The following is a 26383-nucleotide window of genomic DNA, read 5'->3' on the forward strand; positions in this document are numbered from 1 at the left end:
GTGCCGACGATGGGCGCGCTGCACGAAGGCCATCTGACGCTGGTCCGGGAAGCCGGCCGGCGGACGGACCGGGTCGTGGCCAGCGTCTTCGTCAATCCGACCCAGTTCGCCGCCCACGAGGACCTGGGGACCTATCCCCGGCAGGAAGCCAGGGACGCCGAACTGCTGGCGGAGGCCGGCTGCCACCTGCTGTTCGCGCCCCCGGTCGAGGAGATGTATCCGGCGGGCGCGACGACCACGATCAGCGTCGGGGGACCGGCCGAGGGGCTGGAGGGCGATTTCCGGCCGCAGATGTTCGGCGGCGTGGCCCTGGTGGTCGCCAAACTGTTGAACCAGGTCCAGGCGGATTTGGCCGTGTTCGGGGAGAAGGACTGGCAGCAGTTGATGGTCGTGCGGCGGCTGGTCCGCGACCTCGACATCCCTACGGAGATCGTCGGATCGCCGACGACGCGGGACGGTCATGGCCTGGCCCTGTCGTCGCGCAACGCCTACCTGTCGGAGGCTGAGCTGGAGATCGCCCGGCGGCTGAATGGCGTGCTGGCCGAGGCCGGGGCGGCGGCGACCTCAGGCCGGCCGGTCGAGACGGTTGAGCGCGAAGCCTGCGACGCCCTGCTGGCCGCGGGCTTCGACCGGATCGACTATGTCGCGGTGCGCCGGGGCGAGGACCTCGCGCCGTTCGACAGCGCCCTGGTCGACGCGCCGGGCCGCATCCTCGCGGCCGCCTGGCTGGGGCGAACCCGCCTGATCGACAATATGGCGGTGGCCTCGCGGTCCTGACCGCGCGGTCAGGCCAGCTTGAGATCCATGGCCCCGCCGACCCATTCGATGCGCGACAGGCGGCGGGCTTCGGCGGCGGCGTCCGCGTCGCCCAGGGCCGCTTCCGCCTCGGCCAGGACGAAATAGCTGTAGGGGTCCGCCGGCCAATCCTCGATCAGCTCCAGCACCTTGGCTTTCGCCCCGGCGGCGTCGCCACTGAGCAGCAGGGCGGCGGCGAGGCTGCGGCGGGTCGGGTACCAGATGACGGGCGGATCGCCGCCCTCCTCCCCCTGGCCCTGGATTTCCGCGGCGCGGGTGAAGGCGGCGACGGCGGCGGCATGGTTGCCCTCGATCATCGCCGCGCGGCCTTCGAGAACGCGTTGGGACAGTTCGGTGAAGTCCCGGCGCATCTCGGCGCTCGGGCCCGAGGCGAAGGCGGGTTCGGCGCGGAGGGTCTTGATAGCCTCGGCCTCGGCCCGCACCGCCGCCGCGTCGCCGGCCCGGGCCGCGGCCTCGCCCCGGGCGTAGCGCCAGCTGATCCGCAGCAGCGGATGGGTGGCGGCGGGCTCGGCCAGGGCCGCGACCTGCGCGGGCGATCCGAACCGCCCGTAGTTGGCATAGGCGTTGTTGGCGGTGATCTGACGCCAGACATTGTCCTCCGGGATGTCCGGGAAGGTCGCCAGGAACCAGTCGGCGAGCTTCAGGCCCTCCTCGGCCCCGCCCGCCATCAGGGCGCCGCCCATGCCGAAATGGATGTTGTGGCCGTGCAGCGGCATGCCGGGCACGCCGCCCGGCGGCCGGGCCAGGCTGTCATAGCGCCGGTCCAGCGCCACGGCGTTGACGTTGGACATCATGGCGTCCCGGTAGCGGCCGACCCGGTAAAAAGTGTGCGACGGCATATGCACCAGATGGCTCGCCCCGGGGGCCAGCGCCGCCAGCCGTTCGCCATAGGGAATGGCCTTGTGCGGATCGTCCGACCACTCGGTCAGGTGGATGTAGAGATGAATCGCGCCCGGGTCGTCGGGTGCAGCGGCCAGGGTCTGCTCCAGCACGGCCATGGCGCGGGTGATGCCGGGGTCCATCGCCTTGCCGTCGTCATCCCACCAGTCATCGGCCTTCAGCATCCAGGCGTCGGCGGTGATGGCCGCGACGGCGATGTCCGATGGATTTCGACGCGCGATCCGGTCCATGGCCTGGGCGAAGCGGCGGTCACGCGATCCCTTGGCCCCCGAATAACGCTGGACCAGGGCGTCGATCATCTGGCGCTGCATGGGGACGGCGCGGCGGGCCAGCCGCCGGGCCTCGCGCGCGGCCTTCAGCGCGGCGGCCTGGCTCTCGTCGTCATTGCCGCCACCGTTGAGATTGGGGCCGAGGGCCCAGGCCTCGCCCCAGGCGCACATGCCGCACGACGGATCGAGCAGGCGCGCCTTGCGGAAGGCGCGCACCGATTCCTTGTGCTCGAAGGCCCAACGCAGCCGGACGCCGTGGTCGAACCAGGCCTGGGCCTCGGGGTTGGCGGTATCGATGGGGAAGCCGCCGGTTCCGAACCCCTCGACCATGACCATGTTGGCGACGGGAGTGCCTGCATTGGCCGAGACGGCCGGGCCGCAGACCTGGGGCCGTTCGATCCGGTCGAGCGCGGCGCGCTCGGCAGTCGCGTCTGCGACGGCGGCGGGACCAAACAGCGAGACGCCGAGGGCGACGCCCGCCAACAGAATTGTGCGCATTGTCCAGCTCTCCCTGCCCTCGGCGCCAGCTTGTCGCGAAAAGCGGCGGTCGCCAAGGGCCGGATCAGCCGCAGGCCACGCTCTCGATGATCCCTGTGGCTTCGTCGAACCGGATATTCAGCCGGTCGGGCCGCAGATCCTTGGTGACGGGACAGGTGGTGCAGGCGATGCGGACATTGGCGTCCTGCGGGAAGGACACCGCCCCGACATGGGAGCCGACCAGGGACCGGGCGCCCTCGATCCCGCATTGCTGCGGGATCGGCGTCTCGACCGGCGACGGCGCGGTCGGGGCGCACGCCCCGAGGGCAAGCATGGCGGCGATGGTGAGCGCTCTCATCCGCATTTAACCTCGCGGATGACGCCCGTGGACTGGTCGAACAGGATGTTCAGCCGGCCTGAGTTGTAATCCATGGTCACCGGGCAGGTCGTGCAGGTCACGCGCCAGACCTCGTCGGCCGGACGCGGCGGCAACTCCGAGCGGTTGCGGCCGACGAAGCGCTGATACTGGTCGGCCCTGCACTGGCTCGGTCTGTCTTCCGGCGGCATGGGGACGGCGCCGCCGTCGTCGACGGGCGCACAGGCGGCTGCAAGCAAGCCGGCCGCGGCGAGGCTTAGGGTCAGGATCTTCATCGGCGTCGTCTCCCGTGATGGCTTCAACCGCAGCGGACCTGTTCGATGACTTCGGTCTGTTCGTTGAAGAAGATGTTCAGGCGGTAGGGCGAATAGTCCTCGGTGATCGGGCAGCTGGTGCAGGTGACGCGCCGGTTCACGATATCGACGGGAACGGGGATGTCGGTCTTCGGTTTCCCGACCAGCCATTGCAGTTCGCCGGCGCGGCACAGGTCGGCGGTGGGATTCGTCGGACGCGTTCCCGTCGGCAGATTGATCTGGGCTTCTTCGATGGCGCGCGGGGCGGAGGCGTCCGAGGCCGGCGTCGAACAGGCCGCCAGGGCCATGAGCGCGATCAGGCCGCCTTTTCCCAGCGCCCCTCCGGAGACTGCTTCCAGTAGGCCAGATTGGCGCCCTGATCCTTCAGCGTCTTCCACCGGACCCGCGCGCCCGACAGCGCCGTCTCGTCCCGTCCGTCGAAGATGATGAAGCATCGATCGAAGCCTTTCGTATCGCCCAGCTCTGAGCCGTCCACGATGAACAGCGCCTGAGCGGCGTTCGGGTTCTCAAGCGATTCGGTCAGCAGTATGGGCTGCCGCGCCGCTTCGGGCCCGGACGCCCGGCCGTGGGCGAGGAAGCTGTCGTCGCGGTACGTCCACAGCCGATCGTCGATGTCGTCGAGCAACCGGGCGTCGGCAGCGCGCACCAGCGCCCTCCAGCCCCGCTCACGCGTCTTCTCCAGCAGGCCGGGCATGACCTGTTCCAGGGTCGACCGCTCGAGGTGGTAGAACCAGATTTCCGGCTTGGCGTCAGACACCCGGTTCTACCTTTTCAGAGACCTACGACTCGTAGCTGTCGGCCACCATCCGGTCGAGCGTGCGCACGCCCCAGCCGACGGCGCCGTCCGGGACGGTCGGATTGCGGCTGTCCTTGACCCAGGCGGTCGGGGCGATGTCGATGTGGGCCCAGGGCACGCCGTTGGTGAAGCGCTGCAGGAACAGGGCGGCGGTGATGGAGCCGCCGGCGCGGCCGTTGCCGGTGTTCTTCACATCGGCGATCGGGGTGTCGATGTGGCGCTCGTAGAAGGCCGGGATCGGCATCCGCCACGCGTTCTCACCGACCTTGGGACCGGCGGCGAGGAAATTGTTGGCCAGCGCGTCGGAGTTGGAGAACACCCCGGCGTATTCGAGCCCCAGCGCCACGATCATGGCGCCCGTCAGGGTGGCCAGGTCGAGCATGAATTTCGGCTTGAACCGCTCTTGGGTGTACCAGAGGCAATCCGCCAGAACGAGGCGGCCCTCGGCGTCGGTGTTCAGGATCTCGACCGACTGGCCCGACAGGGACATGACCACGTCGCCGGGGCGCTGGGCCGCGCCGTCGGGCATGTTCTCGACCAGGCCGAGGACGCCGACCGCATTGACCTTCGCCTTCCGGCCCGCCAGCGCGTGCATCAGGCCGGCCACGGCGGCAGCGCCGCCCATGTCCCATTTCATCTCTTCCATGCCGTCGGACGGCTTGATCGAGATGCCGCCGGTGTCGAAACAGACGCCCTTGCCGACGAAGGCGATGGGCTGGTCGCCCTTCTTGCCGCCGTTCCACTTCATGATGGCGACCTGGCTCTCGCGCACGCTGCCCATGCCGACCGCCAGGAGGGTGCGGAAGCCGAGCTTTTCAAGCTCCTTCTCGCCGAGAATCTCGACCTCGAGTCCGAGTTTCTCCAGCGCCTTGACGCGTTTGGCGAACTCGACCGGATACAGGACGTTGGCCGGCTCGCTGACCAGATCGCGCGAGAACTCGACCGCGTCGGCGACGGCGGACAGGTCGGCGTAGGCAGCCCCGGCGGCCTTGGGATCCGCCGCGACGATCTTGATGGTCTCGATCGACGGCGTTTTCTCGGGCTTCAGCGTGGTGCGGTATTTCAGGAACCGATAGGCGGCCAGGCGGGCGGCGAAGGCGGCGCGGGCGGCCTGGTCGGCGGTCAGGTGGGAGGCATCGATGGTCAGGACAGTCGCGCCCGACAGCTTGACGGCGTGATAGGCGGCGCCGGCGGCGGACTCGAGCGCCAGGTCGTCGAACTTGCCGGCCTCGCCCGCACCGCTGAGCAGAATGCTCGTCGCGTCGACGCCGGCGGGGGCGGCGACGATCAGGGTGCTGTTCGAGGCGCCGGTGAAGCGGCTGGCGGTCATCGCCCGGGTCAGGGCGCCGGAGGTCGCGGTGTCGAGGCGGGGACCGGCGCCGGAGAGGACCCGGCCCTCATGGACCAGGACGGCGAGAATTTCGGCGGGACTCGCGGACGCGACGAATTCGATCTTCATTTACTACTCCCGCCGGGCGATACGCCCCGGCTGTGTGTCGATGGGATGAGTGCGCGCGGTTTCACCGGCGCATTCGGGTGTGTATTAGATGCTCTCCCTCGCCGCCGCCTGCAACGGGCGATTTCCTGCCGTATATGACCCTGATTCAAGGCTATCTTTTCCGGCAGATCGCCCGTCCCGTCGTGGGCGCGTGCGCCGCGCTGGCCGGAATCGGCATTCTGAGCCAGAGCCTCGACCAGCTGGAAGTCATCGTCGAACGCGGTCAGAGCGTCTGGGTGATGGTCAAGCTGACCCTGCTCGCGGTGCCGCAATTGCTGGCCGTGATCATTCCGATCGGCCTGTTCGTCGGCGCCCTGATCGCCCTGACCCGGCTGCAGCGGGAGCAGGAGCTGACCGCGGTGTTCGCCTCGGGCGTCACCCGCTGGTCGGCGATTCGCCCCTCGGTCCAGCTGGCGGTCATCGCGGCGTTGCTGACCCTGATGGTCACCGCCGTGGGCCAGCCCTGGGCGCAACGGCAATCCCGGGCCGAGGCCTTCGCCGTCCGCTCCGACCTGGCGACCCTGCTGGTCCAGGAAGGCCGGTTCGTCGAGGGCCCGAACGGTCTGACCGTCTATGTCCAGCAGATCGAACAGAACGGCCTGCTGAAGAATCTGTTCGTCTATCTCGAGGAAGGCGACAAGGTCACCACCTGGGACGCCGCCGAAGCCCGGTTCAGCCGCATTGACGGCCAGCCCTATCTGACCCTGCTGAACGGGTCATGGCAGCGCTACTCGTCGCGCGGGGTGCTGGAGTATCTGTCCTTCGGCCGCCAGGACGTGCCCCTGGCCCAGTATTCGGAAGTGACCGAGCGCGTCCGCTACAAGCCGTCGGACCTCTATCTGACCCAGCTGTTCAACCCGTCGCCGGCAGATCTGGAGCGGGTCGGTTCGGCGGGCGAACTGGCGGCCGAGGGCCATTCGCGGCTGTCGGCGCCGCTTTACGCCCTGATGGCCATGGCCATGGCTCTGACGGCGATCATGGGCGGGCAGTTCAGCCGGACCGGCTACGGCCTGCGCATCGCCAAGGCCGCGGGCATCTTCCTGGTCGTCCGCATCGCGGGCTACGGCGTGGTCTCGGCCAGCGCCTGGAACGGCTGGTTGAACGTGTTCCAGTATCTGCTGCCGATCGTGGCGACGGCGGTCGCGCTGAGGCTTCTGTTCCGGGCCCTGAAGCCGCGCCGACGCCGGAGCTCGCGGTTTCTCGAGCGGCTGAAGGCGCGGGTCGCATGAGCAGCCGCACCTCCCTGCCTGTGCCCTGGCTGCGGCTCGGCCGGATTGAACGCTATGTGCTGGTCCAGCAGGCGCGGTCGCTGGGCGTCGCCCTGGGCGTCATCGCCGCCCTGATCATGCTGATCGACTTTGTCGAGATCTCCCAGCGCGTCGCCTCGAACACCGACCTGTCCGGGGTCCGCATTTTCGGCCTGATGCTGCTGAAGTCGCCGCAGGTGATCATCCAGTTGCTGCCGTTCGTCTTCCTGTTCGGGACGCTGGCGGCGTTCGTCGGCCTCAATCGTCGCAGCGAGCTGATCGCGATGCGGGCCGCGGGCGTCTCGGCCTGGCGGTTCGTCCTGCCGGCGGCCGGGGCCGCCCTGATGCTGGGCGTCATCACCGTCGCCGCCTTGGGACCGCTGGCGGCGTCGGCGGACGGTCTTTACCAGCGCGAGCGGACCCGTCTGTCCGGGTCGGCGGCCGGCGCCGAGGCCAGCCCGACGGTCTGGATCCGCGAAGGCGATGATACGCGCCAGATGGTGGTCCGCGCCGAGCGGCAGGACCGGTCGCGCGCCCGGCTGCTCGACGTCACCTTCTTCATCTACACCAATGACTCCGAGGGCATGCGCACCTTCTCGGAGCGGATCGACGCCGACTCGGCCTCGCTGTCGAACGGAAGCTGGCGGCTGGTCAATGCGGTCGGGGCCGAGATCGGCCAGCGCGCGGTGCGCTACGCCACCCTCGACCTGCCCTCCAGCCTGGCCGACGATGAGGCGTTCGAGCGGTTCGCGCGGCCGCAGGCGACCTCCTTCTGGTCGTTGCCGGCCCAGATCGCGCGGGTCGAGGACGCCGGGTTTTCATCGACCGCCTATCGCCTGCGTCTGCAGCAACTGCTGGCGACGCCCCTGATGTTCGCCGCCATGTCGATCCTGGCCGCCGCCTTCTCTCTGAGGCTGATGCGGCTGGGAGACCTGGCCCGGATGAGCGTGGCCGCGGTCGTGCTCGGGTTCGGCTTCTTCTTCGTGAACCAGGCGGCGTCGGCCTTCGGCTCGGCCGAGGTGATCCCGCCCTGGCTTGCGGCCTGGCTGCCGCCCTTGCTGACGGCGCTCGCCGCCTTCACCTTGCTGTTCTATACCGAAGACGGCTAAGCGATCCGGCCTGCCCCGCCCCTGCCGACCCGTACGCCATCCAGAGTGACCTTTTGCATGCAGCGTGACCGCCGCGCGCCCGATTCGGGAGTCTTGCGCCACCGGCTTCTGGCCGGTGCGGCTGTCATCGCGCTGTTGGCGCTGGCCGGAGCCGCCCGGGCGCAGGACGCGCCCGTCCCGTCCACACCGGGCGCCGACGGGCTGACCCCGGGATCGGTCTATATCGAGGCCGATGCCGCAGGGCGGGATGGCGACGTCATCACCGCCGAGGGCGCCGGCTCCGACCGGGTCCTGGCCCGGTTCCGCAACGCGACGCTCAGGGCCGGCGCGATCAGCTACGACCTGCGCCAGGGGATCGCCACGGCCGACCGGCAGGTCGAGTTCACCGATCCCGAGGGCAATGTCGTCTTCGCCAGCCATCTGGAGCTCGACTCCGATCTCAGGGCCGGCGTGGCGGTGGATTTCGCGACCCGGTTCCGCAACGGCGCCAACCTGATGGCGGCCACCGCCGTGCGGCGGAGCGTCAACGTCAACGAGCTGAACTACGCCATCTTCACCCCCTGTCCGATCTGCGACGACGAGGGGAACGCCAGACAACCGAGCGTCTCCATCCAGGCGGAAAAGGTGGTCCAGAACGAGGAGTTGCGCGCGATTCTGTATCGCAACGCCGTGTTCCGCGTCGGCGGGGTCCCGGTCTTCTACCTGCCCTTCTTCGCCCATCCGGATCCGACCGTCGAACGAGCCTCCGGCTTCCTCGTGCCGATCCCCAGCTATGACGAAGGGCGCGGGCTGAGCCTTGAGGTCCCCTATCTGCGGGTCGTCTCGCCGTCCGAAGACTGGCTGATCAGCCCCCAGCTGAACACGGACGTCGCCCCGTTGCTGAACCTGCAATGGCGCCGGCGCTTCGCGGACGGGACCGTCGTCGCCCGGGGCGGCTACACCTATGAGCGCAATTTCGGGGACTTTGATCTCGACGGCGACGGCGACCGCGAATCCAACGTCAAATTCGGCGACCGGACCAGCCGGAGCTACATCCTCAGTCACGGCCGGTTCGACCCGCAAGGCCCGTGGCGCTGGGGCTTCACGGTCGAACAGGTCTCGGACAAGACCCTGTTTGACCGGTACGACGTCCGTGATCCCTATCAGGACAACGGACTCTATTACGGCGACCAGCGCCGACTGATCAGCCAGATCTACGTCGAGCGTCAGACCGCCCGCTCCTACATCTCCGTGGCGGCGTTCAGCATCCAGAGCCTGAGACTCGATCCGGCCTTCGCCGACACCGATTTCCGCGACCCGCAGGGATTCAAGGTTTTCGAGAACGAGGGGCAGTTGCCGCTTGCGGCCCCCCTGATCGAGGCGCGCTGGGAGCCGGACGGTCCCGTGTTCGGGGGCCGACTTCGGCTGCGCGGGTCGGCGGTCTCTCTCGCTCGCGACGACTATGTCGGCGGGCCGGTGCTGCGTCCCGAGATCATACCGGCCGGCCCGACGCTCGGCCTGCCGGGGATCGACAGCCGGCGCGTCTCCGGCCAGGCGGAATGGCGCCGCACGCTGATCTCGGCCAGCGGCGTCCGGTGGGAACCGTTCATCGATGTGCGCGCCGACCTCTATTCGGTCGATGACCTTCCGCCCATGCTGGGGCTGGAAGAGGAAGCGATTTCCCGCGGCCGCGCCACGGCGGGCCTCGACATCAGCTATCCCCTGTTCCGCCAGGTCGCGCCCGGCGCCGATCTGATCCTCGAGCCGACCGCCCAGCTATCGGCCTCGACCACCTCCGACCTCGATCCGCGCATCCCCGTCGAGGACAGCCAGACGCTGGAGCTGGACGAAAGCTCGCTGTTCCGGACCGATCGCTTCCCGGGCCATGACCTCTACGAAGGCGGCGCGCGCCTGACCCTCGGCGCCCGCGCCACCCTCCGCTGGGACCAGGGACGCCAGGCCAGCCTGTTCATCGGCCGCAGCTATCGCGCGGACGAGGAGCCCGCCTTCCTGACGCCCGTTCCGGACGCGCCGACGCAGCTCTATGACCCGTTCGGCCTGGCCGCCCAATCCTCGGACTGGGTTGTGCAGGGCAGCTTCTCGCCGTCCGACCGCATCCGCGGCTGGGGCCACGCGACGATCGACGCCTCCGGCGAAATCCGGCGGGCCGAGGCGGCGGTTGACGGACGCTGGGGACGGCGCAATCTCGCGACGGTCAGCTACATCCTCGACCAATCCAACCCCGTGCCCGGCCCGCTCAACCGCAACTATGAGTTCGTGCAATTGTCGGGACAGCAGTTCGTCTACGGCAACTGGGGCGTGACCGCCTCCGGCATCGCCGACCTGGAGCGGGACATCATCACACGGTCGGAAGTGGGCCTGCTGTTTGACGACGACTGCTTCCGATTCGAGATCGGCTATCGACGCGACAACACCCGTGTGCGCCCGACCGGACCGTCCGAGGGCATCTATGTGCGCCTAAACCTCGCCACTTTCGGCGGTACAGGGTATTGACGCAGCGACGGGCGCTGGCGGCCGCGCGGCCTGGGGGCGCGCGGCTCGCAAATCCGGGGCAGAACCGGACCAGCGCCGCTTGAGGAACCAGGACTGACATGGGTTTGCAGCGTTATATGACGGGCGTGGCGATCGCCGCCCTCCTGGCCGGTTCGGCCATGGCCCAGACCGCGCCTCCGGCGCAGCCGGCGGCCGCCGGCAATCTGAATCCGGCCGCCGAAGCCGCGCCGCCGCCGGCCGCGCCGCCGGCCGCCCCGGCCTTCCAGATGTCGGACGGCATCCTGGTCACGGTCAATGACAGCGTCGTCACCGGGTTCGACCTGCGCCAGCGCATGCTGCTGCTGATCGCCATGACCCAGGTCCAGCCGACGCCCGAGAATATTCCCGCCATCCAGCAGCAGGCCCTGAATGCGCTGATCGACGAGCGGCTGCAGGCGCAGGAGCTGGCCAACTACGAGGATCTGGTCATCAGCGAGCAGGACGTCGACCAGGAGCTCGCCGCCATGGCGCAGGAGGTCGGCGCCTCGCCGCAGGCCTATAACGAGTTCCTGATCCAGGGCGGCATTCGCCCGTCCACGCTTCGCGAGCAGGTCCGCGTTCAGCTCGGGTGGTCGCAACTGGTGGGCGGTCGTTTCCAGAGCCGCGCCCGGGTCAGCCAGGCCGCCGTCGCGGCGGCCCTGCGTCAGGTGTCCGAAGCCGCCGCCAAGAAGCAGTATCTGATCGGCGAGATCTACATCGAATCGGCCCGCGTCGGCGGTCAGCAGGCGGCGCTGAACGGCGCCAACCAGCTGGTGCAGCAGATGGTGCAGGGCGCCCCCTTCCAGGCGGTGGCCCAGCAGTTCTCGGCCGCGCCCTCCTCGACGCGCGGCGGCGACGCCGGCTGGGTCGTGGAAGGCACCATGCAGCCGGCCCTGCAGCAGGCGCTCGATCAACTGGAAGTCGGCCAGCTGTCGCGGCCGATCCCGGTCGAGGGCGGGGTCTACATCGTCTATATGCGCGACAAGCGCGACGGGGCCGCGTCGAACCTGGTGCAGATCAAGCAGGTGATGATCGAACTGCCGGAGACGGCCACCGAGGCCGAGGTGACGGCGGCGACGCAGCGGCTGGAGACCCTGCGTCCCCAGCTGACCTGCGACACCATGCTGGCCCGGGCCACGTCTGAGCAGGGTCTGCTCGGCGCCGACCTCGGCGAGGCGGATGTGCAGAACCTGGCGCCGCAATTCCAGCAGGTCGCGCGCTCGGCCGCGGTCGGTTCGGTCAGCACGCCGGTCCGGACCCCGCTGGGCGTCCATCTGCTGGGCGTCTGCGGACGCCGCGTCGGCGGGGCCGAGGCGCCCGACGCCCAGACCGTCGAGAACCAGCTGTTCCGCCAGAACCTCGCCACCCTCGGCCGCCGCTATATGCGCGACCTGCGCGAGGACGCCCTTATCGAGTACAAGTAATGACCGCCGGTCCCGCGCCGCTGGCCCTGTCGATGGGCGAACCGGCGGGCGTGGGACCGGAGATCATCGCCCGGGCCTGGGTCGCGCTGAGGGCCGACGGCCCGGCCTTCGTCGTCATCGGCGACGCCGCCCTGCTGCGCGCCCAGGGCCAGCCGGTCGAGTCCGTCCTGTCCGCCGCCGACGCTGTCGCCGTGTTCGCGCGCGCCATTCCCGTGCTGGATCATCCCCTGCCCGCGCCCGTCACGTCCGGCCGTCCCGAACCGGCCAACGCCGGGGCCGTGGCCGACTGGATCGAAGAGGCGGTCGGCCTGGCCCTGTCCGGCGAGGCCTCGGGCGTCGTCACCGCCCCCATCGCCAAGGCCCCGCTCTACGCCGCCGGCTTCCGCTTTCCCGGCCATACGGAATTCATCGCTGAACTGACCGCCGACGTCCCCTTCGCCGGGACGCGCGGGCCGGTGATGATGCTGACCGCGAAGGACCTGCGCGCCTGTCTGGTGACCATCCACGCGCCGCTGGCCGAGGTGCCGGAACTGGTCACCGCCGAACGGGTCCAGCGCACCGCTCGCGTCGTGCATGAGGCGATGAAGCGCGACTTTGGCCTCGCCGCCCCACGGCTGGCGCTGGCGGCGCTGAACCCGCACGCGGGCGAGAGCGGATCGATCGGGCTGGAGGAGATCGCGGTCCTGATCCCCGCCGCCGCCGCCCTGCGCGCCGAGGGCATCGACATCAGCGACCCCCGCCCCGCCGACACCCTGTTCCATGACGAGGCCCGCGCGACCTATGACGCGGTGCTGTGCCTGTATCACGATCAGGCCCTGATCCCGGTCAAGACGCTGGACTTCTGGGGCGGGGTCAACACGACCCTGGGCCTGCCGGTGGTGCGGACCTCGCCGGACCACGGGACGGGGTTCGACATCGCGGGCAAGGGTCTGGCCCGGGCGGACAGTCTGATCGCGGCGGTGCGACTGGCGGGGGAGATGGCGGGGAAGAGGGTGGCTAGTGGCCAGTGGTTGGCGGGCGCCGGTGCAGTGGCGCCATCCGCGCCGCCCTTCCGCTGACAGGCAAGCGCAATCACGAGCCACTGGCCACTAACCACTAACCACTTCTCCCGCCTCTGCCCTATGAAACACCGGTGACCCCCACCGACCTCCCCTCCCTCCGCGAAACGCTCGACGCCCACGGCCTGCTGGCGAAGAAGAGCTTCGGGCAGCATTTCCTGCTGGACCTGAATGTGACCCGCAAGATCGTGCGACTGGCCGGACCGTTCGAAGGGCGGGCCGTGATCGAGGTCGGGCCGGGACCCGGCGGGCTGACGCGGGCGCTGCTGGAGAGCGACGCCGGCCGGGTGGTGCTGGTCGAGAAGGATCCGCGCTTCCTGCCGCTGCTGGCCGAACTGGACGACGGGTCCGGCCGGCTGGTCGTGGTCGAGGCCGACGCCCTCAAGGTGTGCGAGGCCGAGTTGGTCGAGGGACCGGCGCATGTGGTCTCCAACCTGCCCTACAATGTCGGCACGCCGCTGCTGATCAAATGGCTGACCGGCCCGTGGACTCCCCACGCCCTGACCCTGATGTTCCAGAAGGAAGTGGCCGAACGGATCGTCGCCGCGCCGGGGGACGACGCCTATGGCCGGCTGGCGGTGATCGCCCAGGCGGTGTGCGAGGCGCGGCTGGTCATGCACCTGCCCGCCGCCGCCTTCACGCCGCCGCCCAAGGTGGCGAGCGCCGTGGTGCATCTGGTCCCGCGCGCGGACCGGCCCGACGCCGGGACGCTGAAGCGGCTGGAGCGGGTGACGGCGGCGGCCTTCGGCCAGAGGCGCAAGATGCTGCGCTCGAGCCTGAAGACGCTGGGCGGGGCGGCGCTGTGCGAGGCGGCGGGGATCGAGCCGGACGCGCGGGCCGAGGTGGTCGACGGGGCGGGATTTCTGAGGCTGGCGGGCGCGCTCGAGGTCGTCCGCTAGGCCGCGTTCTCCATCACCCGGGTCGTTGCGCGCTTGAAAGCGGCCCGGGCGTCGGCCAGGGCGGTGTAGTGACTTGGACGCGGACCGGCGAGTTCATAGGTGGTGCTGCACACCTGTCCGCTGACGCCGACCAGCTGCTGCTTGACCAGGATCCAGTCGCCGGAACGGCCCAGTTCGGTGCGAATCAGCATGTCAGCCCTCCTCCCGGACCGGGCGCTCGCGCTGGAACCGGCCACAATCGCGACAGTAGTATCCCTGGCGACGCTCCGACCAACTGTACGTATGCGTACAGAGCAATCGTCGTATAAATTTCAACACCTTGCGTCTTCCCCCAACGGTCGGGCAGATGCACTCAGGATCGCTGTTCTGTCAACGGTGTTCACGCATCGGATGCGGGCCGCAGGGCCGACCCTGACGTCGGACCTGGCCGTCTCGTCTCGTCGACCCATGGCAACCGCGACGCGCCCGGAACGTTCGTCAGGTCCCCCCACAGTCGGAGACTCCGGATGAAACTTTCCAAAGGCACGCTCGTGGCCGTCGTCGACGGCGAGAAGCTGGCGCTGTTCGAGAACACGGGTCAGCAGGCGATCGCCCTGACCGCGAAGCCGACACCGGAGATCGCGGACCGCGCCTCCGGCGCCGCCGGCCGCATCTCCAGCGAGGCCAACCCCGACAACGACACCCAGGCCGAGGACGGCTTCGCCTTGGGCGTGACCGAGGTGCTGAACAAATGGGTGCTGACCAACAAGGTCGAACACCTGCTGGTCATCGCCGCGCCCAAGACCATGGGTCAGCTGCGCAAGGGCTGGCACAAGGAGACGGCGGCGCGGGTGGTCGGCGAGATCTCCAAGGACCTGACCGGGCATTCGACGGAGCAGATCGCGGCCGCGATCGAGAAGGCGTGAAGGGAGCCTTCTCCCCTCAAGGGAGAAGGAAACCATCGGGGCCGCAAGCGGCGTGAGACAATGAGACCTTCAGCTGGGGTGGGTGAGCGGACGCCTTGTTCGCACACCCGCCTTCGCTATCTTGCCTGCGGTGACAGCGAGGTCGTGATGTTCGGATCAGGCGGGCGTTCGGGAAAAACGACTCTCCAACTCGAGAAGGACCAGGCTTTGGTCCTGTTCGAACTGCTGTCCCGCTGGATTGACGACGCCCCGCAGCCAACACCGTCTGCCCAGTGCTTTCAGAGCCCCGCCGAGCTGGTCGTATTGAAACAGCTGGATGAAAAACTGAAAGCGACGCTTCGCGAGCCTTTCCGCACCGACTACCCCTCGATCCTCGCTGCAGCCCGTGATCGCCTCTCGGACGAGTTTGTGGTCGGCGAAAACCTGCAGGACTAGGCCGCGCCACCGCCGGGTCATGCTCCTCGTAGCCGATGTCGCCTTGGGGTCGGAAGCAGCGATGCCGTCGGCAGACCGGCGGTCAGTCGCTCCTGAGCAGGCTCACCCCTCATCCGCCCCTCCGGCGCACCTTCGCCCTCAAGCGGAGAAGAACGCCGCTAGACCGCCTCGTTGAGCAGGGCGTCCTTGTAATTCTCGACCCAGATGTTGCGGAACCGCTTCGAGCGTTCGGCGTGATAGATGTGGGCCAGTTCGGCGTAGCTGCGGTCGAAATCGTCGTTGACGAAGACGTAGTCGAACTGGCCGCAGTGCTCGATCTCGCCCTTGGCGTTCTGGATGCGGCGCTCGATGACCTCGTCGGCGTCCTGCGAACGGGTGACGAGGCGGCGGCGGAGTTCTTCGAGGCTGGGCGGCAGGATGAAGACGCGGACGGCGTCCTCGGGGCATTTGGCGGCGATGTCGCGGGCGCCCTGCCAGTCGATGTCGAACAGGACGTCGCGGCCCTCGGACAGGGCGCGGTCGATCGGCGCGCGCGGGCTGCCGTAGCGGGCCCCGTGAACGTCGGCCCATTCGAGGAAGGCGTCGGCGTCGACGAGGCGCTGGAACTCGGCGTCATCGACGAAATGATAGTCGCGGTCGGCGACCTCGCCGGGGCGGATGGCCCGGGTGGTCATGGAAATGGACAGCTCCAGCCCGCCGTGGTCAGCCATCAGGCGGCGGCACAGGCTGGTCTTGCCGGCCCCCGAGGGGCTGGCCACGATCAGCAGGACGCCGCGGCGGGGGTGGCGTTCATTCGACATTCTGGACCTGTTCGCGCAGCTGTTCGATCACGGCCTTGAGCTCGAGGCCGATTCCGGTGAGCGCGGTCGTAGCCGATTTCGAGCAGAGGGTGTTCGCCTCCCTCATGAATTCCTGCATCAGGAAGTCGAGTTTCCGGCCGGCGGGGGGTTGCCGCAACAGTTCGCGGGCCGAGGCGACGTGGGCGGCGAGGCGATCCAGCTCCTCGCGGACGTCGGCCTTGGTGGCGAGGGAGGCGGCCTCGAGGAAGATGCGGTCCTCAAGCCCCGGCGCATCGGGGGCCAGTTCGGTCATGCGGCGGGTGAAGCGCTCGCGGATGGCGTCGGTCTGGGCGGCGGCTTCGGTTTCGGCCTGGGCGGTCAGGGCGTTGATGCGGCCGATGAAGTCGGTGACGACGGGCAGCAGCTGGCCGCCCTCGCGGTCGCGGGAGAGCTTCAGGGCGTCGAGGGCCAGATCGATCGAGGCGGCCATGGCGGCCTCGACGGCGGCGCGGGCCTCGGGGTCGTCGACCTCCTCGGGGGCGTCCAGCACGCCGCGCAGGGACAGCAGGCCGTCGGCCGAGGGCGGGGTGGCCCCCTCCTCCGCCAGCTGATTGGCGAGGGTCAGATAGTGGGCGAGGACGTCCGCATTGACCTTCAGCGCGGCGACGCCGAGCTCGCGTTTGGCCTGGACGCCGAGGGTCACCTGACCGCGGCTGAGGCGGGCCTGGGCGGCGGTCTTGGCGTGGCGCTCGAGGGTGTCGAAGCCGGGCGGGCCGCGGAAGCGGACCTCCAGATTGCGGCCGTTGACCGAGCGGGCCTCGACCGACCAGGACCAGTCGCCATGCGCGCCGTCGGCCCGGCCGAAGCCGGTCATGCCCGAGATGGCGCTCATCCGGCGGGGGCGGGGGCGGGAATGGTGATCACGCGCGCGCCGGGGGGCACGGCCATGCCGGACGTCGGGTTGGCCGGAGGGACTTCCGGAACCGGCGTCAGGGCCGGAGCTTCCGGCGCGGCGGGCGGCACGCCGGCCCGGCGGCGCTCGATCTCGCGCCAGCGGGCGACGTTGGCGAGGTGTTCGTCATAGGTCCGGGCGAAGGCGTGGCCGCCCGAGCCGTCGGCGACGAAGAAGATGTCCGCGGTCGACGGCGGATTGAGCACGGCGGCGACGGCGTCGCGACCCGGATTGGAGATGGCGGTCGGGGGCAGGCCGTCGATCTGATAGGTGTTCCACGGATTGGGCCGGTCGAGTTCGGACCGTCTCAGCCCCCGGCGCAGCGGCACGCCTTTGGTGATGCCGTATTCGATGGTCGGGTCGCTCTCCAGCCGCATGCCGGAGCGCAGACGGTTGGTGAAGACAGCGGCGACGCGGGGGCGTTCGGCGGCGACGCCGGTTTCCTTCTCGACGATGGAGGCCAGGATCATGGCCTCTTCCGGCGTGCGGACGACCGTGTTGGGACTGCGCGCGGCCCAGAGGCGGGCGAGGTTCTCGTCGCGGGCGCGGCGCATGCGGGCGATAACCGAGGCGCGGCTCTCGCCGCGGCTGACCTCATAGGTGTCGGGCCACAGGCTGGCCTCCTCGGGCGTGGTCTCGACCGTGCCGGTCAGTAGGGTCTGGTTGTTCAGGATGGCGACGGCCTGGGCCGAAGACCAGCCCTCGGGCAGGGTGACGTAGTGGCGGACCACCCGCCCCTCGACCAGCAGGACAATGACCGAGCGCAGCGAAGACCCGGACGGCACCTCATATTCCCCCGCGCGCAGCTTGCGGTCAGCGCCGGTCAGGGTGGCGGCGGCCTTGAACATGTCGGTCGAGCGGATCACGCCCGCCGATTTGAGGGTGGCGGCGATGGCCGATACGCCGGCCCCGGAGGGCAGGCTGACGATGGTCGACTGGCCTTCACGGGCGGACGGGCCGGGGGCGTAGAAGACGCTCCAGGCCGCGACGAGGGCGATGATCAGGAAGGTGCTGAAGGTGGCCGTGGCCGCCAGAAACGCCGTCTTGCGGCCCGAACGACGCTCCACCGACATCAGCCGACCTTCCGGAAGATGACCGAGGCGTTGGTGCCGCCAAAGCCGAAGCTGTTGGACATGGCCACGTCGATCTCCATCGGCTGGCCCTTGCCGCGCACCATGTTGAGGGGCGTCTCGCGCTCGGGGTTGTCGAGATTGATCGTCGGCGGCGCGACCTGGTCGCGGATGGCGAGGATGCAGAAGATCGCCTCGATCGCCCCGGCGGCGCCGAGCAGGTGGCCGGTCATCGACTTGGTCGAGGACAGGGCGACGTTCGGCGCGTGATCGCCCATCAGTTTCTCGATGGCGCCGGCCTCGATCCAGTCGGCCATGGTCGAGGTGCCGTGGGCGTTGACGTAATCGATGTCCGAGACGTCGATCCCGGCGCGCTTGATGGCCATCTGCATGGCCCGGTAGCCGCCGTTGCCGTCCTCGGCCGGGGCGGTGATGTGATACGCGTCGCCGCTCATGCCGTAGCCGATGACCTCGGCATAGATGGTCGCGCCGCGGGCCTTGGCGTGCTCGTACTCTTCCAGCACCACGATGCCGGCCCCCTCGCCCATGACGAAGCCCGAATGGTCCTTGTCCCACGGCCGCGAGGCCTTTTCGGGCGCATCGTTATAGGCGGTGCACAGGGCCTTGCAGGCCAGGAAGCCGGCGATGCCGATGGGAACGATGGAGCTTTCCGCCCCGCCCGCGACCATGACGTCGGCGTCGTCCAGCATGATCATCCGGGCCGCGTCGCCGATGGCGTGGGCCCCGGTGGCGCAGGCGGTGACGACCGAGTGATTCGGGCCCTTGAGCCCGTGGCGGATCGAGATCTGGCCGCTGGTCAGATTGATCAGGGCCGAGGGGATGAAGAAGGGGCTGACCCGGCGCGGGCCCTGCTCCTTGAGGATGATGGCGGTGTCGGCGATGGGGCCAAGGCCGCCGATGCCCGAGCCGACCATGACGCCGGTGCGTTCGCGCTGTTCCTCGGTCTCGGGCTTCCAGCCGGAATCGGCCAGGGCCTCGTCGGCGGCGGCGATGGCGTAGACGATGAAGTCGTCGACCCGCTTGCGGTCCTTGGGCGACATGACCTTTTCGTGGTCGAACACGCCGGGCTGACCGGGCGCGCCGCCGCCGCGGCCATCCACCGAGGGAATCTCGCCCGCGATGGTGCAGCCATAGCCCTCGGTGTCGAAATTGGTGATCGGGCCGATACCCGACCGCCCCTCGAGGATGCCCTTCCAGTTATGCTCGACGCCCCAGCCGAGGGGGGTGAGAAGACCGAGGCCGGTGACGACGACGCGGCGCATGAGCGCTCCTCGCTACAGAATCCTGACCGCAAACAGTAATGGCCGCCGGACGGCCCCGCTAGGGGCGCGCCACGGCGGCCATCAAAGCCGTTTCGAAGGGGCGGCGATCAGCCCGCCAGCTTCTCGTCGATGAATTTCACGGCGTCGCCGACCGTCTGGATGTGTTCGGCGGCGTCGTCCGGGATTTCGATGTCGAATTCTTCCTCGAAGGCCATGACCAGTTCGACGTTGTCGAGCGAGTCAGCGCCCAGGTCGTCGATGAAGCTGGCCTTTTCGACGACCTTCTCCGGATCGGCGTCCAGGTGGTCGATGACGATCTTGCGGACGCGTTCCAGGGTGTCGGACATGGGGGTCTCTGCTTTTGGGGCCGCCGGGGCGGCTGTTATCTCAAATCCTGCCGTATGACGACGGCGACGGCGACGCAAGCCTTGAACGAAGACTCAGGCCATCCGGTTGCGGAGGCTTTAGCACGGCGGCGCGGGCGGGAAATAGCCCGTTACCGGGTTTGAACGCCCCGGTTCACCCACCAGACCAGCCCGCCGCCCGCCAGCGCCAGGGGCGCGCCATAGATGGCCCAGATGATCTGGCCGGTCATGAAGCTGCCCGGCAGGATGTTCAGCCCCTGCAGGACCCAGATGATGCCGATCAGCAGCATCGGGCCGCTGAGGATGGTGGCGAGGATGCGGAGAATTTTCATCAGATCATCGCCATGCCGCCGTTCACGTGCAGGGTCTGCCCCGTGACATAGGCGGCTTCGTCGGACGACAGATAGACGGCGGCGGCGGCGATCTCGTCGCCCGTGCCCAGCCGGCCGAGCGGGATGGTCTTGAGGATGGTCTCGCGCTGCTGGTCGTTGAGCACGTCGGTCATCGGCGAGGTGATGAAGCCCGGGGCGATGCAGTTGACCGTGATGCCGCGGCTGCCGACCTCCTGGGCCAGCGACTTGGAGAAGCCGATCATGCCGGCCTTGGAGGCGGCGTAGTTGGTCTGGCCCGGGTTGCCGGTGACGCCGACGATCGAGGTGACGCCGATGATCCGGCCCGAACGGCGCTTCATCATGCCCTTCATGGCGGCCCGGGAGAGGCGGAAATAGCTCTCGAGGTTGATGCGGATGACGTCCTGGAAGTCCTCGTCCTTCATCCGCATCAGCAGGCCGTCCTTGGTGATGCCGGCGTTGGCGACGAGGATGTCGAGCGGAGCACCGGCGGCCTCCTCGGCGCGGGCGATCAGGCCGTCGACCGATTCGGCGTCGGACAGATTGGCGGCGGCGGCGAAGGAGCGTTCGCCGAGGTCCTTCGCGAGGTCCTGCAGCACCGCCTCGCGGGTGCCGGAGAGGACGACGGTCGCGCCCTGGGCGTGCAGGGCGCGGGCCACGGCGCCGCCGATGCCGCCCGTGGCGCCGGTGACGAGGGCGGTCTTGCCGGTGAGATCAAACATGGGGTTCTCGCTTTGCTCTCGGGTCAAACAGCCCGAACTTTTTGAGATTCAGGTCACACCGGCTGCAATGCGACCTCGGGAATGAGGAGAAGCGACGGCCTCTCGCCCAGACATATGGACTGTAACCGCAGCGCGGACAGGTGGGGAATTTCGAGAAGCTGAACCCGAACCCCAACCAGACCGCGCCTGCTGCGAAGAGGGCCGGAACGCGCCAGTCACCCTCCAACGCGTTGGCCATCGACAGGATCGGAACGGCCACGAAGAGGAAGATCAACAGCAAACCGACCGTGGAATATAGCCAAGCGAACAGATAGACGCTCGGCCACCTCATCGGCTCAGGCCAGCGACTTCGCGAACGCCTCAAGGTCTTCCGGCGTGTTCAGCGACAGGCTTTCCGCCTCCGGCGCGATGCGTTTGGCCATGCCGGTCAGGACCTTGCCCGAGCCGATCTCGGCGAAGCGGGTCACGCCGCCCTCCCCGGCCATCCATTCCATGCTCTCGCGCCAGCGGACGCGGCCGGTGACCTGTTCGACCAGCAGGCGGCGCAGGACCTCGGGGTCGCGCTCGGGGCGGGCGGTGACGTTGGCGACGACGGCGACCGAGGGTGCGACCAGGGTCGCGCCGGACAGAGCCTCGGCCATTTCATCGGCGGCGGGCTGCATCAGCGGGCAGTGGAAGGGGGCCGAGACGTTCAGGGGGATGGCGCGGGCGCCCAGTTCCTTGGCCTTTTCGATGGCGCGATCGACGGCGGCCTTGTCGCCCGAGATGACGATATTGCCGGCGTTGTTGTCATTGGCGACGACGCAGACCCCGACCTCGGAGCCGGCGGCGGCGGCGGCCTCGGCGAGGGCGAGGTCCGTCTTCGGGCCGATCAGGGAGGCCATGGCGCCTTTGCCGACCGGTACGGCGCGCTGCATGGCCTGGCCGCGCAGCTTCAGCAGGCGGGCGGTGTCGGCGAGGGTGATCGAACCGGCGGCGCACAGGGCGGAGTATTCGCCGAGCGAATGGCCGGCGACGAAGCCGGCGCGGCTGACATCGACGCCGAACTCGACCCTGAGCACCCGGGCGGCGGCCAGCGACACGGCCATCAGGGCGGGCTGGGCGTTCTCGGTCAGGGTCAGCTGGTCCTCGGGGCCCTCGCGCATCAGCACCGACAGCTTCTGGCCGAGGGCGTCGTCGATCTCGGCATAGACCTCGCGGGCGGAGGCGAAGGCGTCGGCGAGGGCCGCGCCCATGCCGACCGACTGGCTGCCTTGTCCGGGGAACAACAGGGCGAGGGTCATACAGGGGCTCCGGCGGCGTTGAATCGAGCCGGAGGGGTAGGACGATCAGGCAATGGGGGCAAGCGGGACCCTCCCCGCATGCACGGACCCGGGCCGGTTCATCACGAAGGGCACAAGGGAATCACAAAGGACACGAAGGGGCCGGCGGGCCGCGTCTCCCGTCAGGGAGGCGCAAGAGAATCGGTTGGCGGGCAAGGGCCCGCGAAAGACGGGTTCAGGCACCGTACTCTTCGTGTCCTTCGTGCCTTCTTCGTGGTCTTTGTGATGAACCCGCTTACGCAGGCCACCGGCGCCGAGCCCGGATTTTGGCCCCTCGGGCCGCCCTCAGAACAGAACCGCCGGGTTCATGATCCGGTGCGGGTCGATGGCGGCGCGGACGGCCTGCATGGTGCGGAGTTCGAGCGGCGACTTGTAGCGCCGCGCCTCCTCCGTCTTGAGCCGGCCGAGGCCGTGTTCGGCGGAGATCGAGCCGTCGTAGCGGGCGACGATGTCGTGGACGATCTGCGAGCCTTCCTCCCAGCGGGCGAGAAAGGCCGGGCGGTCGCCGCCGACGGGGCAGAGCACGTCATAATGCAGATTGCCGTCGCCGACGTGGCCGAAGGCGCTGACCCGCGCGCCCGGGTGGAAGCGTTCGACCGCGGCGGTGGCCTCCTCGAGGAAGTCGGCGATGCGCGAGATCGGCACCGAGACGTCGTGCTTCCAGCCGCCGCCCTCGGGCTTCTGGGCGGCGGACTGCTCTTCGCGCACCTTCCAGAAGGCGGTGCGCTGGCTGTCGTTCTGGGCGATGGCGGCATCGGTGATCAGGCCGGTTTCGAAGGCGTGGGTCAGCAGCCGGTCCATGGCGGCGTCGGCGGCGCCGGGCTCGCCCGAGACCAGTTCGATCAGGACGTACCAGGGGGGCGTGCTGTCCAGCGGCTCGCGCGTGTCGGGGATGTTGGCGAGGACGAAGCCCATGCCGATCCGCTTCATCAGCTCGAACGCCTCGACCCCGCCGCCGGTCTCGGCCTTGGCCCGGGCCAACAGCTCGATGGCGGCCGCGGGCGCGTCCAGCCCGACCATGGCGGTGGCGCGACTGCGCATGACGGGGAACAGTTTCAGGGTCGCGGCGGTGACCACGCCGAGGGTGCCCTCGGCGCCGATCAGCAGCTGTTTCAGGTCGTAGCCGGTGTTGTCCTTGCGCAGCCGTTTGAGACCGTTGAACACCTCGCCGTCGGGCATCACCGCCTCGATGCCCAGCACCAGGTCGCGCATGACGCCGTAGCGGATCACCGCCGTGCCGCCGGCGTTGGTCGAGATCACGCCGCCGATGGTGGCCGTGCCCTCGGCGGCGAGGCTGAGCGGGAACAGGCGGTCGGCGGCGGCGGCGGCCTGCTGGGCCTCCGCCAACGTGACCCCGGCCTCGACGGTCATGGCGTCATCCAGGGGGGTGACGTCGCGGACGGCGCGCAGCTTGCGGGTCGAGAGCAGGACCTCGCCATAGGGAATCTGGCCGCCGACGAGGCCGGTGTCGCCGCCCTGGGGGACGAGGGCGATGCGATGTTCGGCGCAGACCCGGACGGCGGCGGCGACTTCAGCCGTCGAGCGGGGGGTCAGCATCAGCGGCGTGTGGCCGTGCCAGCGATTGCGCCACTCGGTCAGCCAGGGGGCGATCTCGGCGGCATCGTCGGTCCAGCCGCCGTCGCCGAGGGCGGATTTCAGGGCGGCGAGGGCGGCGGGCGACGGGGCGGTCATGCGGCCCTTGTCTCAAAGTCATGGGCGCGGCGAAAGGGCCGTGTCAGGGTTGTCGGATGTCCAACCCCCTGTCTGCCCCCGTCCCCGCCGTCGGCGTCGCCTGTCTGCGGGGCGATTCGGTGCTGCTGGTCCGGCGCGGGACGCCGCCTCGCCAGGGCGAATGGAGCCTGCCCGGCGGCCGCATCGAGCCCGGCGAGCGGGCGATGGACGCGGCCCTGCGGGAGTTGCGGGAAGAGACCGGGGTCGAGGCGGAAATCACGGGGCTGATCGACGTGGTAGACGGGCTCTTCCCCGAAGCAGGGCGGCATTATGTGCTGATCGACTATGCGGCGCGCTGGCTTTCCGGGGAGCCGGTGGCCGGCGATGACGCCGCCGAGGCGCGGTTCGTGGCGCTGGACGAGGTCGAGGCGCTGATTGACTGGTCCGAAACGCGGCGGATCATCCGGATGGCCGCCGACGCGCGCTGAGCGAGCAGGATTACGCGGATGTCATCTTGCCGCGTCCGGTTTCTGTGGCGCGCGGGCCACAGGGTGCTAACCTGAACGGACAGGGAGATATCATGGACACCTCGGTTCTATTCACCGCCGCGCTGGTCGCACTGGCCTTTGTGCTGCTGTTCAGCGTGGTCAAGATCGTGCCCCAGGGGCGCGAGATGACGGTCGAGCGGTTTGGCAAATACACCCGCACCCTCAGCCCCGGGATCAGCATCCTGACGCCGTTCGTCGAGCGGATCGGCCGACGCATGAACATGATGGAACAAGTTCTTGATGTGCCTCAGCAAGAGGTCATCACCAAGGACAATGCCATGGTCAAGGTGGATGCCATCGTCTTCATCCAGGTGATGGAGGCCTCGGCCGCCGCCTACCGGATCGAGAACCTGCCCTACGCCATCACCCAGCTGTGCTCGACCAACCTGCGCACCGTGGTCGGTTCGATGGAGCTGGACGAGGTGCTGTTCCAGCGCGACTCGATCAACTCGCGCCTGCTGACCGTGATCGACGCGGCGACCGAGCCGTGGGGCGTCAAGGTCAACCGGATCGAGATCAAGGACCTGACCCCGCCGGCCGACATCACCAACGCCATGGCGCGTCAGATGAAGGCCGAGCGCGAGCGCCGCGCCGTCATCACCGAGGCCGACGGCGAGAAACAGGCCGCCATCGCCCGCGCCGAGGGCGCCAAACAGGCCGCCATTCTGGAAGCCGAAGGCCGCCGTGAGGCCGCCTTCCGCGACGCCGAGGCCCGCGAGCGCGAAGCCGAGGCCGAGGCCAAGGCGACGGCCATGGTGTCCCAGGCCATCGCCGCCGGCGACGTCAATGCGATCAACTATTTCGTGGCCCAGAAATACGTCGAGGCCTTCGCCGAACTGGCCCGCAACCCGACGGCCAAGACGGTCATTGTCCCGGCGGAGATGTCCGGCCTGGTCGGCACCATCGCCGGCCTGGGCGAACTGGTCGGTCTGGCCAGGGAACAGCAGCAGGGCCGCAGCGACGGGCGTCGCGACGCCCCGCCCCCGCCGCGAGCCACACCGCCTGCACCGCCCCGCCCGCCCCGTCCCTCCGTGCCGAGGACCTGACCGATGGACGCCCTGACCGAACTGCACGCCGCCCAGCCGTTCTGGATTTGGCTGGCTCTGGGCGTGATCCTGCTGGCCATCGAGGCCGCCTTCTCGACCGAATGGCTGCTGTGGCCGGCGGTCTCGGCGGGGGTGGTGGCGGTGGTCACCGCCCTGGGCCTTCCGCTGAACTTCCCCGGCGAGGTCGCCCTGTTCGCCGCCCTGACCGTGGCCGCGACCCTGCTGTCGCGTCGCCTGATCCAGCGGGTCAATCCGTCCGATGCCCCGGACATCAACGCTCGCGACGCCCGCCTGATCGGCCAGCGGGCCCAGGTGGTCCAGGCCTTCGTCGACGGCCGCGGCCGGGTGTTCGTCTCGGGCGCCGAATGGGTCGCCGAAATCGAGGGCGCGGCGCCGCTGGCGGGCGAGAGCGTCATCGTCGAGGGGATGGACGGACCGAAGCTGAAGGTGCGGGCGGTCTAACCCGCCCGCATATCCTCGATCCCGCGGTTGGCGAGGCCGTCGGCGCGTTCGTTCAGTTCATGCCCGGCATGGCCCTTGACCCAGTGCCATTTGACCTCATGCCGGGCGCGGGCGGCGTCGAGTCGTTTCCACAGGTCCTCGTTCTTGACCGGCTTCCTGTCGGCCGTCTTCCAGCCGCGCGCCTTCCACGGGCCGATCCATTTGGTGATGCCGTCCATGACGTAGCGGCTGTCGGTGTGCAGATCGACGCGACAGGACCGGGTCAGGGCCTCCAGCGCGCTGATCGCACCCATCAGCTCCATCCGGTTGTTGGTGGTCAGCGGCTCGCCGCCCCACAGCTCCTTCTCGTGACCGCCGCCGGTCTGCAGGATCGCGCCCCAGCCGCCGGGGCCGGGGTTGCCCTTGCAGGCGCCGTCGGTGTGGATGATCACGTGACTCATGGGCGCGTCCTAACAGGTTCGCTTGGCGTCGCGCCACTGAACGGCCTATATGCGGCACAAGTGTTTGAGCGGGCCCCGCATCGGCCCGAACGAGGAGACGGGTCTTGGGTTCTTTCAGCATCTGGCACTGGGCCATTGTCGCCATCATCGCCCTGTTGCTGTTCGGCGGCCGGGGCAAACTGTCCGGCCTGATGGGCGACGCCGCCAAGGGCATCAAGGCCTTCCGCGAGGGCCTGAAGGACACCGATTCGGACAAGCCTTCGGACGAGCGCGCGGGCGCCCTGCCCCGCACCGACGCCGAAAAAGAAGACCTGAAGTCGTAACCCCCTCATTGACGTC

30 protein-coding genes are annotated in these 26383 nt (G+C 69.1%); 13 read left to right on the forward strand and 17 right to left on the reverse strand.

Annotation, left to right across the window (positions count from 1 at the left end):
* The coding region (gene panC, locus B2742_RS12135) for a pantoate--beta-alanine ligase (RefSeq protein WP_292066631.1) at window positions 1–777 on the forward strand (777 nt) is incomplete at its 5' end.
* Window positions 778–785: 8 nt separating this feature from the next.
* On the opposite strand, the gene B2742_RS12140 is transcribed toward panC, so the two are convergent.
* The 6 genes from B2742_RS12140 to B2742_RS12165 form a co-directional block, all read right to left on the reverse strand.
* Window positions 786–2483 (reverse strand): hypothetical protein, encoded by a 1698-nt coding sequence (locus tag B2742_RS12140; protein ID WP_292066634.1) that lies wholly within the window; start codon window positions 2481–2483, stop codon window positions 786–788.
* Between the two features lie 64 nt (window positions 2484–2547).
* Window positions 2548–2820 (reverse strand): peptidase inhibitor I78, encoded by a 273-nt coding sequence (locus B2742_RS12145; RefSeq protein WP_292066637.1) that lies wholly within the window; start codon window positions 2818–2820, stop codon window positions 2548–2550.
* The gene (locus tag B2742_RS12150; protein ID WP_292066641.1) at window positions 2817–3113 is read right to left on the reverse strand and encodes a hemolysin; all 297 of its coding nucleotides are present in this window, start codon (window positions 3111–3113) and stop codon (window positions 2817–2819) included. Before B2742_RS12150 ends, B2742_RS12145 begins: the two co-directional genes overlap by 4 nt.
* 23 nt (window positions 3114–3136) lie before the next feature.
* A complete protein-coding gene (locus B2742_RS12155) occupies window positions 3137–3439 on the reverse strand; it encodes a hypothetical protein (RefSeq protein WP_292066642.1) in 303 nt (100 codons plus the stop codon).
* 8 nt (window positions 3440–3447) lie between these two features.
* On the reverse strand, window positions 3448–3909 hold the full coding sequence (locus B2742_RS12160; protein WP_292066643.1) for a DNA polymerase III subunit chi: 462 nt from the start codon (window positions 3907–3909) through the stop codon (window positions 3448–3450).
* Between the two features lie 22 nt (window positions 3910–3931).
* Window positions 3932–5407: a leucyl aminopeptidase gene (locus tag B2742_RS12165; RefSeq protein WP_292066645.1), complete on the reverse strand. Its 1476-nt coding sequence runs from the start codon at window positions 5405–5407 to the stop codon at window positions 3932–3934.
* A gap of 134 nt (window positions 5408–5541) precedes the next feature.
* Between B2742_RS12165 and B2742_RS12170 the strand changes: the two genes are divergently transcribed.
* From B2742_RS12170 to rsmA, 6 genes are all read left to right on the forward strand, one after another.
* Complete coding sequence (locus tag B2742_RS12170; RefSeq protein WP_292066648.1) at window positions 5542–6675, forward strand: LptF/LptG family permease; 1134 nt, start codon at window positions 5542–5544, stop codon at window positions 6673–6675.
* Window positions 6672–7802 carry an LPS export ABC transporter permease LptG gene (lptG, locus tag B2742_RS12175; protein ID WP_292066650.1) on the forward strand — a complete coding sequence of 377 codons (1131 nt, stop codon included), beginning with the start codon at window positions 6672–6674 and terminating at the stop codon, window positions 7800–7802. The genes B2742_RS12170 and lptG overlap by 4 nt, the downstream gene beginning before the upstream one ends.
* Window positions 7803–7895: 93 nt before the next feature.
* Window positions 7896–10295 (forward strand): LPS-assembly protein LptD, encoded by a 2400-nt coding sequence (locus B2742_RS12180; protein ID WP_292066653.1) that lies wholly within the window; start codon window positions 7896–7898, stop codon window positions 10293–10295.
* A gap of 98 nt (window positions 10296–10393) precedes the next feature.
* Window positions 10394–11737: a peptidylprolyl isomerase gene (locus B2742_RS12185; RefSeq protein WP_292066657.1), complete on the forward strand. Its 1344-nt coding sequence runs from the start codon at window positions 10394–10396 to the stop codon at window positions 11735–11737.
* Window positions 11737–12795: a 4-hydroxythreonine-4-phosphate dehydrogenase PdxA gene (pdxA, locus tag B2742_RS12190; RefSeq protein ID WP_292066660.1), complete on the forward strand. Its 1059-nt coding sequence runs from the start codon at window positions 11737–11739 to the stop codon at window positions 12793–12795. The genes B2742_RS12185 and pdxA overlap by 1 nt, the downstream gene beginning before the upstream one ends.
* 74 nt (window positions 12796–12869) lie before the next feature.
* Window positions 12870–13694 (forward strand): 16S rRNA (adenine(1518)-N(6)/adenine(1519)-N(6))-dimethyltransferase RsmA, encoded by an 825-nt coding sequence (gene rsmA / locus B2742_RS12195; RefSeq protein WP_292066662.1) that lies wholly within the window; start codon window positions 12870–12872, stop codon window positions 13692–13694.
* On the opposite strand, the gene B2742_RS12200 is transcribed toward rsmA, so the two are convergent.
* Window positions 13691–13885 (reverse strand): hypothetical protein, encoded by a 195-nt coding sequence (locus B2742_RS12200; RefSeq protein WP_292066664.1) that lies wholly within the window; start codon window positions 13883–13885, stop codon window positions 13691–13693. The two genes, rsmA and B2742_RS12200, sit on opposite strands and share 4 nt — an antisense overlap.
* A 315-nt stretch (window positions 13886–14200) precedes the next feature.
* Between B2742_RS12200 and B2742_RS12205 the strand changes: the two genes are divergently transcribed.
* Together B2742_RS12205 and B2742_RS12210 are read left to right on the forward strand one after the other, a co-directional pair.
* Window positions 14201–14599, forward strand: coding sequence for a host attachment family protein (locus B2742_RS12205; RefSeq protein WP_292066667.1), 399 nt, complete (start codon window positions 14201–14203; stop codon window positions 14597–14599).
* Window positions 14600–14806: 207 nt separating this feature from the next.
* Window positions 14807–15034, forward strand: coding sequence for a hypothetical protein (locus tag B2742_RS12210; protein ID WP_292066668.1), 228 nt, complete (start codon window positions 14807–14809; stop codon window positions 15032–15034).
* Between the two features lie 158 nt (window positions 15035–15192).
* Here B2742_RS12210 and gmk read toward each other — a convergent pair whose 3' ends face one another.
* The 9 genes from gmk to B2742_RS12255 all read right to left on the reverse strand — a co-directional run bounded on the left by gmk (window position 15193) and on the right by B2742_RS12255 (window position 23569).
* Complete coding sequence (gene gmk, locus B2742_RS12215) at window positions 15193–15834, reverse strand: guanylate kinase (RefSeq protein WP_292066671.1); 642 nt, start codon at window positions 15832–15834, stop codon at window positions 15193–15195.
* Window positions 15824–16705, reverse strand: a complete 882-nt coding sequence (locus tag B2742_RS12220) for a YicC/YloC family endoribonuclease (RefSeq protein WP_292066673.1) — start codon at window positions 16703–16705, stop codon at window positions 15824–15826. Before B2742_RS12220 ends, gmk begins: the two co-directional genes overlap by 11 nt.
* A complete protein-coding gene (mltG, locus tag B2742_RS12225; protein WP_292066674.1) occupies window positions 16702–17838 on the reverse strand; it encodes an endolytic transglycosylase MltG in 1137 nt (378 codons plus the stop codon). Before mltG ends, B2742_RS12220 begins: the two co-directional genes overlap by 4 nt.
* Window positions 17838–19118 carry a beta-ketoacyl-ACP synthase II gene (gene fabF, locus B2742_RS12230; RefSeq protein WP_292066676.1) on the reverse strand — a complete coding sequence of 427 codons (1281 nt, stop codon included), beginning with the start codon at window positions 19116–19118 and terminating at the stop codon, window positions 17838–17840. Before fabF ends, mltG begins: the two co-directional genes overlap by 1 nt.
* Window positions 19119–19225: 107 nt before the next feature.
* Window positions 19226–19465, reverse strand: a complete 240-nt coding sequence (locus B2742_RS12235; RefSeq protein WP_055830235.1) for an acyl carrier protein — start codon at window positions 19463–19465, stop codon at window positions 19226–19228.
* A gap of 149 nt (window positions 19466–19614) precedes the next feature.
* Complete coding sequence (locus B2742_RS12240; protein ID WP_292066678.1) at window positions 19615–19815, reverse strand: hypothetical protein; 201 nt, start codon at window positions 19813–19815, stop codon at window positions 19615–19617.
* Window positions 19815–20555, reverse strand: a complete 741-nt coding sequence (gene fabG / locus B2742_RS12245; protein ID WP_292066680.1) for a 3-oxoacyl-[acyl-carrier-protein] reductase — start codon at window positions 20553–20555, stop codon at window positions 19815–19817. Before fabG ends, B2742_RS12240 begins: the two co-directional genes overlap by 1 nt.
* Window positions 20556–20890: 335 nt before the next feature.
* A complete protein-coding gene (fabD, locus tag B2742_RS12250; protein WP_292066682.1) occupies window positions 20891–21838 on the reverse strand; it encodes an ACP S-malonyltransferase in 948 nt (315 codons plus the stop codon).
* Window positions 21839–22162: 324 nt separating this feature from the next.
* Entirely contained in the window at window positions 22163–23569 is a 1407-nt protein-coding gene (locus B2742_RS12255; RefSeq protein ID WP_292066684.1) for an FAD-binding oxidoreductase, read from the reverse strand.
* A 56-nt stretch (window positions 23570–23625) separates the two neighbouring features.
* Between B2742_RS12255 and B2742_RS12260 the strand changes: the two genes are divergently transcribed.
* From B2742_RS12260 to B2742_RS12270, 3 genes are all read left to right on the forward strand, one after another.
* Window positions 23626–24036: an NUDIX hydrolase gene (locus B2742_RS12260; protein WP_292066686.1), complete on the forward strand. Its 411-nt coding sequence runs from the start codon at window positions 23626–23628 to the stop codon at window positions 24034–24036.
* Between the two features lie 92 nt (window positions 24037–24128).
* Window positions 24129–25142, forward strand: a complete 1014-nt coding sequence (locus B2742_RS12265; RefSeq protein WP_292066689.1) for an SPFH domain-containing protein — start codon at window positions 24129–24131, stop codon at window positions 25140–25142.
* Window positions 25143–25145: 3 nt separating this feature from the next.
* Window positions 25146–25604 carry an NfeD family protein gene (locus B2742_RS12270; protein WP_292066690.1) on the forward strand — a complete coding sequence of 153 codons (459 nt, stop codon included), beginning with the start codon at window positions 25146–25148 and terminating at the stop codon, window positions 25602–25604.
* On the opposite strand, the gene rnhA is transcribed toward B2742_RS12270, so the two are convergent.
* Window positions 25601–26044 (reverse strand): ribonuclease HI, encoded by a 444-nt coding sequence (gene rnhA / locus B2742_RS12275; protein WP_292066692.1) that lies wholly within the window; start codon window positions 26042–26044, stop codon window positions 25601–25603. The two genes, B2742_RS12270 and rnhA, sit on opposite strands and share 4 nt — an antisense overlap.
* A 104-nt stretch (window positions 26045–26148) precedes the next feature.
* Between rnhA and B2742_RS12280 the strand changes: the two genes are divergently transcribed.
* Window positions 26149–26367 carry a twin-arginine translocase TatA/TatE family subunit gene (locus tag B2742_RS12280; protein ID WP_292066693.1) on the forward strand — a complete coding sequence of 73 codons (219 nt, stop codon included), beginning with the start codon at window positions 26149–26151 and terminating at the stop codon, window positions 26365–26367.
* The last annotated feature ends 16 nt before the right edge of the window (window positions 26368–26383 follow it).

Source organism: Brevundimonas sp. UBA7664, from assembly GCF_002483305.1.
Lineage (GTDB): Bacteria > Pseudomonadota > Alphaproteobacteria > Caulobacterales > Caulobacteraceae > Brevundimonas.